Source organism: Pseudoalteromonas sp. ESRF-bin5 (genome assembly GCF_002632075.1).
Classification (GTDB): Bacteria; Pseudomonadota; Gammaproteobacteria; order Enterobacterales; family Alteromonadaceae; genus Pseudoalteromonas; species Pseudoalteromonas marina.
On record NZ_NTLW01000208.1, the window covers coordinates 1 to 9,005 of the forward strand.

Consider the following 9,005-nt stretch of genomic DNA (forward strand, 5'->3'; position numbering starts at 1 on the left):
CAAGACATAGAGAACGAATGGGAAACAGAGTTTAGGGTACAATATCGTTACCGATACTTGTCTGCGTTTCAACCCTCTATTGAGTTATATGCAGGGGAAGATTTTATCGGAATTGGGCCCGGGTTTATTGGGCTATACCGGTTTGAAGGGCAAAAACAGCTAAAATGGGAAGCTGGCTTTATAAGTGAAATTAGCCAGTCTGAAAAAAACCACAGTTTTAGACTTGCCCTAGAATTTGAATTTTAAGCATATAAATATAGGTTGATTGTTTATTGCTCAATAAAATAAGGAAGTGCTTGACTTATATTTGGTTATCTATATAGTGGGCCGCAGCTAGAAAGAAAGCATGTAAGCTATAAATCTCCATTTCGTTGTTGTATAAGTAATACTTGTAGTACCGTCCTGAAGTTTTTAAAGTACCATCTCATTTTTTGCTACACCCGCTCATATGAGCATATTTTTTATTTTTATATCAGGATATTACAATGTCTAACATCGTATCAGGTACAGTTAAGTGGTTCAACGAGTCTAAAGGTTTTGGTTTCATCGAGCAAGAAAATGGCCCAGACGTTTTCGCACATTTCTCAGCAATCAAAAGCGAAGGTTTCAAAACTTTAGCTGAAGGCCAACGTGTAGAGTTCACTCTTTCACAAGGTCAAAAAGGTCCTCAAGCTGATAACATCACAGCTGTATAATTTTACTTTTAAGTAAAATGAAAAAAAGCGCCTAGGGCGCTTTTTTTGTGTCTGAAACAAACCTAACTTATTCAACAACCACGACCTAATACCAAGGATCACAATTAAAGTGGTTCTATTTGACCCCAAGGTCTAATATAAACACCTATTTAGTGACAGGGTTAGGTGCTAATAAAAAGCCTGTATAGCTTTAATTAGTAAAAGCGTAAAAGAGAGAGTTCAAGTACCGCTGAGCGAATACCACTTATTGTTAATTATTTACCTCACCTGCACATCATTTAATTCAAAAGCCGCGTGTAATTTATCTCATTTACCGTAAGGGCTTCTTTTAGTTTTGCTCACTTGTTTGTGCGCTTCTTCCATTTTTTCTATAAGAACTTTATCTGTATCTTTATTTGCAGCTAAATAAGCAACCGTTGTTAATGCATCTATTTTAAAAATAAATTTTAAGTGGCCCGGTTTAAGTTTAAAGTAATCACTATATTGGAGCATATAAAGCGGGTCATCCAATATTAGGTCTACTTTTTTGGCTAGTAGTAACTTATAAGAATGCTGTATATCTGAAGTTATAACGCCCTCAAACCCCATTTTAGTGAGAGTTTGGGTCGAGAAGTCGTTATGTTGCATAGCTATTTTGTAATTTTTTGCTTGGTTAATATTATTGATTACTATATCGGTTCTGTCTGATAGCCCAACAAATCCCATTTCAAAGCGACCAATTTCCCCTACCCACTGAAATTGATCTTCACGTTCTGGCGTGCGAGCAATGCTGTAAATAAACGTGTTTTTTTCCTCGCTCGCCATTTTGTAGGCGCGGGCCCAAGGGTACATTTGTATGTCTGGTGTTAAACCAGCCTGTTTAAATATATCTCTTATGTACTGTGTCCCTTTACCTTGAACTTCACCGTCTATTAAAACTTGATTAGGTGGTGCTAATTCTGTAACAACCAGCAAAGGCTCTTCAGCTAAAGTGCTAAATGATAAAAAAAGGATAAAAAAGGTCAGATTATATTTCACTACAACTAGTCAATTTAGGCTTGGAAACACTTAATTAAGTGTGGTTTAAAATTGTTAAATTTACAAAGTATTAGTGGTTATTTGAGTTGTAAAAATCTCATAATGAAAATAAAGAGAGGATATAGGAAGGAAGGTAACTTTATTAAAGCCCTAAAACGATAAAAGGGCCTTGCGGCCCTTGGTGAAGTATCGTTCAAGTCAGCTAGCACTTTAACCCCTTAAAGTACTAACTTCTTGTTTTGCAACACCGGTTCATCTCTTAAGTTTCTAAGCTAGCGAGAGGAAAAACCCAGCAATTGCTGCGCTCATAAGGTTAGCCATAGATCCTGCTAACACTGCTCTGAGCCCTAAGCGTGCGATATCCTTCCGCCTGCTAGGCGCCATACCGCCTAACCCACCTAGTAAAATGGCTATCGATGATAAGTTAGCGAATCCACACAAAGCAAACGTAACAATTGCTTGTGTGTGCGCACTTAACGTATCGCGATAATTTATAAAGTCTAAGTAAGCAACAAACTCGTTTACTACTATCTTTTGACCAATAAAACTGCCGGCTATAATTGCTTCATCCCACGGTACACCGAGTAACCATGCAACAGGAGCAAATACATAACCTAAAATTTCTTGTAGCGTTAATGTTGGATGATCAAACCATCCGCCTACACCACCTAATAAACCATTTAGAAGCGCAATTAACGCTACGAATGCCAGTAGCATTGCACCAACATTAAGTGCTAAATGCATACCATTTGCCGCACCTGATGCAGCAGCATCAATTACGTTTACCGGTTTATCATCGTCGTTTAAATCTAAATCAGCTAAGTTATCTTTAGGTGTTTCGGTTTCTGGCACAATCATTTTTGCCATTAAAAAACCACCTGGTGCCGCCATAAAGCTGGCTGCAATTAAGTACTTAAGCTCTACACCAATAATTACGTAACCAGCCATTACAGAGCCAGCTACAGTGGCTAAGCCACCTACCATTACAGCAAATAACTCAGATTTGGTCATTGTTGCTATAAACGGTTTAACAATTAACGGCGCTTCAGTTTGGCCAACAAATATATTTGCCGTCGCTGAAAGTGATTCTGTACGCGAGGTTTTTAAAAGCTTTTGTAAACCACCGCCTAAAATTTTAATTATCCAGTCCATAATGCCTATGTGATATAAAACAGCGACCAGCGCTGAGAAAAACACAATAACGGGCAAAACCTGAATTGCAAAAATAAAACCTAGCGTGTCTTGCGATGCCAGTGGGCCAAACAAAAAGCCAATCCCGTCATTCGCGTAGCCAATAACCGATGAAACGGCAGCTGACATACTTGCTAATACGTTTTTTCCTGCGTCAAAAAACAGAACAAAGCCGCCAATAACAACTTGCATTGCAAATGCTATAGCAACGGTTCTTAAATTAATTGCCTTGCGATTAGTTGACGCGGCAAAGGCAATGCCCAGCAGCACACACATGCCTACCAAGCTCATAAATGTTGTCATACAAATGTTTCCCGTTGTTATTCTTGTAGTAAATATTTAATTTTACTTTTTATAATATCAATCGCAACGCGGTTCATGCCGCCTCGAGTCACTACTAAATCTGCATTATGCTTAGAAGGCTCAATAAATTGATAAAACATCGGTCTTACAGTTGCTTGATACTGTTCAACAACAGATTGTAACGTTCTGCCTCGCTGCTCCATATCACGTTGCATACGACGCATTAAGCAGATATCTAAAGGAGTATCTATAAATACCTTAATATCAAATTCTTTATTTAGCGCTTTGTCGCTCAGTAATAAAATACCTTCAACAATTAAAATTTTTGCAGCGGCTACACGTCGCGTTTTATCGCTGCGGGTATGCTGTGCATAATCATATGTTGGTACTTCTACTGAATTTCCACTACGAAGTTGAGTTAAATGTTCAAGCATTAACTCATGTTCAAATGCATCAGGGTGGTCGTAGTTCGTTTGCGTACGATGAGCCATCGGCAAATGCGACTGATCCTTGTAATAAGCATCTTCTTCAATAATGGCAATTGCGCCCGGTTCAAGCTCATTAACCAACTCGTTGTATATAGTTTGGCTAAACAGAGATTTGCCCGACGCAGACGCGCCAGCAATAGCTATAATAGTTGTTCGTGTCACTAAAGTTCTCACCCACACAGAAGGATATATTGTTGGTAGATCACAATAGCAAAAAAGACACGATTAATCTCTTTTGCTTCGCTTAAGAACGCAAATTTATAATGTTTAGGTTTTATGAAACAGGACTTTTGTCCTGTACGGAAAAATCGTTCAGCAGATAAAGTAACCACCTAGAAACAAAGTGAGGTCAAAATGGCAAGAGCAATTATCTTAATGGCAGATAGCCTAGGAATCGGTGCAGCACCAGATGCAGATAAATTTGGTGATCTTGGCGCCAATACATTCGCTCACTTACTAAAAGCATATTACGACGAAACAGGCAGCGCACTTTCGCTTCCTAATTTATCTAAATTAGGTTTAGTAGACGCCTGTGAAGCCGCCGGTGGAGAAACGTGTTTAGTTTCAGACCGCCAAGCACCACAAGGTGCATGGGGTTACGCTAAAGAACTTTCTAGCGGAAAAGACACTCCATCAGGCCATTGGGAAATGGCTGGCGTACCTGTGTTATTTGATTGGGGATATTTCCCAAAAACACAGCCCAGTTTCCCACAAGAATTTGTAGACGAGTTTATAGCTCGTACAGGTATTCCTGGCATTTTAGGCAATTGCCATGCATCGGGAACAACCATATTAGAACAGCTAGGTGAAGAGCACGTAAAAACAGGTAAACCAATCTGTTACACCTCAGCTGATAGCGTGTTTCAAATAGCCGCGCATGAAGAGTCATTTGGCCTAGAGAAGCTTTATCAAGTTTGCGAAATCGCACGGGCGCTGCTTGATGAAATGAATATAGGGCGAGTGATTGCGCGGCCATTTTTGGGTTCAAATAGTCAAGACTTTGCACGAACAGGTAATCGTCGTGACTATTCAGTACTTCCGCCAGCACCAACATTGTTAGATGTTTTAGCAAAAGACGGCGGCGAAGTAATTAGTATTGGTAAAATTTCAGACATATACGCGCATCAAGGCATAACCCAAAAGCACAAAGCACCAGGGCTTATGAACTTGCTTGAAAAAACCAGCGAGGTTATTTCAACAGCACCTGATCGCAGCTTAATTTTTACCAACTTGGTTGATTTTGATGAAAAATTTGGTCATCGCCGTAACCCGGTAGGTTACGCTAAAGCATTAAAAGAATTTGATGACTATTTACCAACTATACTAAACCAGTTAAATGCAGATGATGTATTAATGATCACTGCCGACCACGGGTGTGACCCAACCTTTCCAGGTTCTGAGCACACGCGTGAATACGTACCTGTGATAGCGTATAAGCCTGGTATGGATAATACGCCGCTAGGTGAACGAAACAGTTTTGCAGATATTGGTCAAACACTAGCACAGTGGTTTAACTTGTCTGAGCTTGAATATGGCGACAGCTTTTTAACTCAATTAAACGCGCCAAAATAAAAAGGAAACAACGAATGAGTACTCCTCATATAAATGCAAATGTTGGTGATTTCGCCGAAACAGTTTTAATGCCAGGCGATCCGCTACGTGCGCAATATATTGCTGAAAACTTTTTAGATGATGCAGTACAAGTAACTGGTGTACGCAACATGTTTGGCTTTACAGGTACTTACAAAGGTAAGCCAGTAAGCATTATGGGTTCAGGCATGGGTATTCCATCAATGTCTATTTATGCACGTGAGCTAATTGTTAGCTTTGGCGTAAAAAACATTATACGAATTGGTACATGTGGCGGTATTGGTACCGACATTAAAATCCGTGACGTAATTTTTGCACAAGGTGCAAGCACAGACTCAAACGTAAACCGTGCACGTGTTCGTGGTTACGACTTTTCTGCAATTGCAGACTTCGACCTACTTTTAAACGGCGTTAATGCAGCAAAAGAGCTAGGTATTAAAGCAAAAGTAGGTAACGTATTCACAACCGACACTTTCTACCAAGCAGACGACACTTTCTACAAAGATTTAGATAAGTTAGGCGTGCTAGCTGTAGATATGGAAACAGCCGGTTTATACGGCGTTGCAGCTGAGTACGGCGCAAACGCAATGGCATTATTTACCGTAAGCGACCACGTGATCACTGGCGAAGCAACACCAGCCGATGAACGTCAAAGCACGTTTAACGAAATGGTTAAAATTGCATTAGAGTCTATCTAATCAATAAAACAGTTCCTTGGTAACGTATTCACTAAGTTTTGGAGACACGCCCAAAGTGAAGTGAGACTAACCTCCAAAGCCGCATTTTATGCGGCTTTTTTTATGCCTTAATAATTATAAAATCATGAGTACCAGACTCTAAAAGCGCAGCGTCTCTTAACCTCTTTGTGAATAATCTTTCAAAAACGTAATGCACAAAGTGAACAGAATGAGAAGAAAATGAGAGAACAAAGTGAACAGGACATAGTTTGGCCTTGTTTTGTAAACGTAGAGCTTGCTCACGTTAAAAGCGTAGCTTCTCACTTCTGGTCAAATATTAAATCACTTAGTCACTATCTCTAAAAGCGCAGCGCCTCTTAACCTCTTTGTGAATCATCGGTTTTAAAATCTTAATGCACAAAGAGAAGCGAATGAGGAGTAAATGAGAAGACAAAGTGAACAGGTCATAGTTTAGCTTTGATTTGTAGACGTAGAGCTTGCTCACGTTAGAAGCGTAGCTTCTTGTTACTTAAAAAGGTATCACCACCGGGTGCACCAAGGCGCTTCGCGCTACACCGAGAAAACAGGAGTAACAACTAGTCACGGCTTCTGTCCTTTCCTTTACTTCTTGGAGGTGAAGCAATCACTTTTCATACCATCATTAAAAATTATGTGTTTAACAAAGTTATTTTAAAGCTGGGTTAAACTCAAGCTAAACTTCGCTATGAAAGCCAAGGTCATTTATTTAATTGCTACCCGAAAACGTTAAAATTTGCTATGTTGCAATACAGTACACGCTTAGTGTTTTTATTAGGAAAGTTATGAAATCGTTATCTATTTTTTTTGCTTTATTTACCTTTACGCTAGCAGTAAATAGCTATGCCACAGAGTCTACTACCGATCAGCAAAAAGCGGATGAAAAAGTAAACACACTAGAATACAAAGCCCCTGAGCTTAAAAAACCGGTTGTTGACCCAACCAAACCAGACGACTCAAAAGTGTTAGGCGATGAAACACCAAAACCAGTTGAAAAGCCTAAAAATAAAATAGAAAAAGCAGCAGCCGTAGCCGAAGCAGAAAAAGCAGTAGCCCAAGCAAAAGAGGCCTTAACAGCTAAACAGCAAGCCAAAGCCAAGCAATCACGCGAATCACTTGCTGTGGTTGAACAACTTATAAAAGCCTATAACGCGCGCAACATTGAAGAGTTTATTCGTGTTTACGATGAAGATGTAGAGTTTTATATTTTCCCCAATGAGCTATTATTTAAAGGAAAAGAAAAACTAATAGCACGTTATGGTTTAATGTTTAAAAAGCTAAAGTGTATTCACTCATCGCCAATTAAACGCATAGTCCATGGTGATATAGTAATAGACCATGAGCTATCAGAAACCTGCTCAGCAGACGAGAACGTAATAGATAAACGCTCAGAGCTTGTATCGAGCTATCAAATTAAAAACGGAAAAATAATTCGCGTATTATTTTTTCGTTAAGGATTATTATGCAAATTACTGACGACAAAAAACTTCGCTTAATGTACCGAGTAGAGCCCGGTTGTTTAGGCCCCGAAGGCGCACAACATATTGAAGATTTTTGTCGTTATGCTAACAAGCATATTAAGTCACCTTATTATGCACAATTCGTTTTTTTACCGCGTTACGATAAACAAAAAGACGAACGCCAATACAGCGTAAAAAGCCGTAATCTATCGCAATTGCAGGTTAGAAAGTACTTTAGTCACTTTGAAATCGATATGGATGGCTTTGAAGAGCAACTCGACGAGCTACTCACCAAAGCAATCGATTTGTACTTTAAACGCTAACAGCTAAAGCTTCAAATATAAGTAAAGCGGCTAAGGTATACTGAGTACGTATGCTTTATACCTAAAGCCTGCTTACGTAATCCTTTATCAAATCACTTAGTCCCTAACTCTAAAAGCGCAGCGTCTCTCAACCTCTTTGTGAATAATGGGCTTTAAAACAGTAATACACAAAGAGAAGCGAATGAGAAAACATAATGATCTGGGCAATGCTTAGCCTTGTCTTGTAGACGTAAAGCTTGCTCACGTTAGAAGCGTAGCTTCTTATTACTTAAAAATACATACCACCACAGAGTGCACCGAGGCGCTTCGCGCTACACAGAGTTAAAAAATATTGGTTAGTCACTGCTCCTTTTTTCTCATTCACTTCTCGGTGGTAAAACTGGGAAGTCCAAACAATCACTTTTATAGCATAACTAAAACGCTTCTACAGGCTGTATTCAGCCACGGCATTGTGAATATAAGGATTTTCATTACCTCTAAAAGCTCGGCGTCTCTTAACCTCTTTGTGAATAATGGGCTTTAAAATTTAAATGCACAAAGAGAACAGAATGAGAAGAAAATGAGAAAACATAATGATATGGGCAATGCTTAGCCTTGTCTTGTAGACGTAGAGCTTGCTCACGTTAGAAGCGCCGCTTCTCATTTCAGGTCAAATATTAAATTACTTAGTCCCTAACTCTAAAAGCGCAGCGCCTCTTAACCTCTTTGTGAATAATAATCTTTTAAAACCTTAATACACAAAGCACAGGACTTTATTACAGCCATAAAAAAAGAGCTTTCGCTCTTTTTTACAAACTATATAAGCAAGCTAAACTTACTCGCCTGCCACAATAGTATTAAAGCTATTATTATCGTGAAGGCTTGCAAATGCACTTTCGTGGAGTAACTCATTACGTAAGTTAGGTGAATACTCAAGTGCCATTTTTATATCGGCCAGCGCATCGGCGTGTTCGTGTATTAACGCAAACGCACACGCGCGTTGCCAATACGCATAACCGTAATCGCTATCTATATCAATTGCTTGGTTACATAAATCAATCGCTTTGGCGGTTTGATTAATTTCAAGCAGGGCATCAGCTTTGTAAGCAATAGCCTCAACGTCTTCAGGTTTACGCTTTAAAATTTCATCAAAAATCTCGATTTTATTAGCATAATCACTTTCTAAATTTGCGCGCATCCACAACGAGTGAACCTCATTTGTAATCGATATACGTTCTTGGTTACT

General features: G+C 39.2%; 9 protein-coding genes and 1 pseudogene. 6 read left to right on the top strand and 4 right to left on the bottom strand.

What is annotated here, in order from left to right:
• Nucleotides 1-246 (top strand): annotated as a pseudogene (locus BCG07_RS12510) (hypothetical protein); the annotation flags it as partial.
• Nucleotides 247-485: 239 nt separating this feature from the next.
• The gene (locus tag BCG07_RS12515) at nucleotides 486-695 is read left to right on the top strand and encodes a cold-shock protein (RefSeq protein WP_002959120.1); all 210 of its coding nucleotides are present in this window, start codon (nucleotides 486-488) and stop codon (nucleotides 693-695) included.
• 306 nt (nucleotides 696-1,001) lie between these two features.
• Here BCG07_RS12515 and BCG07_RS12520 read toward each other — a convergent pair whose 3' ends face one another.
• From BCG07_RS12520 to udk, 3 genes are all read right to left on the bottom strand, one after another.
• Nucleotides 1,002-1,712 (bottom strand): substrate-binding periplasmic protein, encoded by a 711-nt coding sequence (locus BCG07_RS12520; protein ID WP_286890385.1) that lies wholly within the window; start codon nucleotides 1,710-1,712, stop codon nucleotides 1,002-1,004.
• 267 nt (nucleotides 1,713-1,979) lie between these two features.
• On the bottom strand, nucleotides 1,980-3,206 hold the full coding sequence (locus BCG07_RS12525; protein WP_008132935.1) for a NupC/NupG family nucleoside CNT transporter: 1,227 nt from the start codon (nucleotides 3,204-3,206) through the stop codon (nucleotides 1,980-1,982).
• Between the two features lie 17 nt (nucleotides 3,207-3,223).
• Nucleotides 3,224-3,856: a uridine kinase gene (udk, locus tag BCG07_RS12530; RefSeq protein WP_006794607.1), complete on the bottom strand. Its 633-nt coding sequence runs from the start codon at nucleotides 3,854-3,856 to the stop codon at nucleotides 3,224-3,226.
• A gap of 192 nt (nucleotides 3,857-4,048) precedes the next feature.
• Between udk and BCG07_RS12535 the strand changes: the two genes are divergently transcribed.
• The 4 genes from BCG07_RS12535 to BCG07_RS12550 all read left to right on the top strand — a co-directional run bounded on the left by BCG07_RS12535 (nucleotide 4,049) and on the right by BCG07_RS12550 (nucleotide 7,780).
• On the top strand, nucleotides 4,049-5,266 hold the full coding sequence (locus BCG07_RS12535; RefSeq protein WP_008132937.1) for a phosphopentomutase: 1,218 nt from the start codon (nucleotides 4,049-4,051) through the stop codon (nucleotides 5,264-5,266).
• A gap of 14 nt (nucleotides 5,267-5,280) precedes the next feature.
• Nucleotides 5,281-5,982, top strand: coding sequence for a purine-nucleoside phosphorylase (gene deoD / locus BCG07_RS12540; RefSeq protein WP_006794609.1), 702 nt, complete (start codon nucleotides 5,281-5,283; stop codon nucleotides 5,980-5,982).
• Between the two features lie 800 nt (nucleotides 5,983-6,782).
• Nucleotides 6,783-7,451, top strand: a complete 669-nt coding sequence (locus BCG07_RS12545) for a nuclear transport factor 2 family protein (RefSeq protein WP_006794610.1) — start codon at nucleotides 6,783-6,785, stop codon at nucleotides 7,449-7,451.
• An 8-nt stretch (nucleotides 7,452-7,459) separates the two neighbouring features.
• On the top strand, nucleotides 7,460-7,780 hold the full coding sequence (locus tag BCG07_RS12550; RefSeq protein WP_006794611.1) for a hypothetical protein: 321 nt from the start codon (nucleotides 7,460-7,462) through the stop codon (nucleotides 7,778-7,780).
• A gap of 814 nt (nucleotides 7,781-8,594) precedes the next feature.
• On the opposite strand, the gene BCG07_RS12555 is transcribed toward BCG07_RS12550, so the two are convergent.
• Nucleotides 8,595-9,005: tetratricopeptide repeat protein (locus BCG07_RS12555; RefSeq protein WP_286890387.1), on the bottom strand; the 411-nt coding region annotated here is incomplete at its 5' end.

Excerpts from the sequence above, each read along its gene's own strand:
- BCG07_RS12535 (WP_008132937.1), top strand. The coding sequence starts at position 4,049 with ATGGCAAGAGCAATTATCTTAATGGCAGATAGCCTAGGAATCGGTGCA.
- BCG07_RS12525 (WP_008132935.1), bottom strand. The coding sequence starts at position 3,206 with ATGACAACATTTATGAGCTTGGTAGGCATGTGTGTGCTGCTGGGCATT.
- deoD (WP_006794609.1), top strand. The coding sequence starts at position 5,281 with ATGAGTACTCCTCATATAAATGCAAATGTTGGTGATTTCGCCGAAACA.
- BCG07_RS12515 (WP_002959120.1), top strand. The coding sequence starts at position 486 with ATGTCTAACATCGTATCAGGTACAGTTAAGTGGTTCAACGAGTCTAAA.
- BCG07_RS12550 (WP_006794611.1), top strand. The coding sequence starts at position 7,460 with ATGCAAATTACTGACGACAAAAAACTTCGCTTAATGTACCGAGTAGAG.
- BCG07_RS12545 (WP_006794610.1), top strand. The coding sequence starts at position 6,783 with ATGAAATCGTTATCTATTTTTTTTGCTTTATTTACCTTTACGCTAGCA.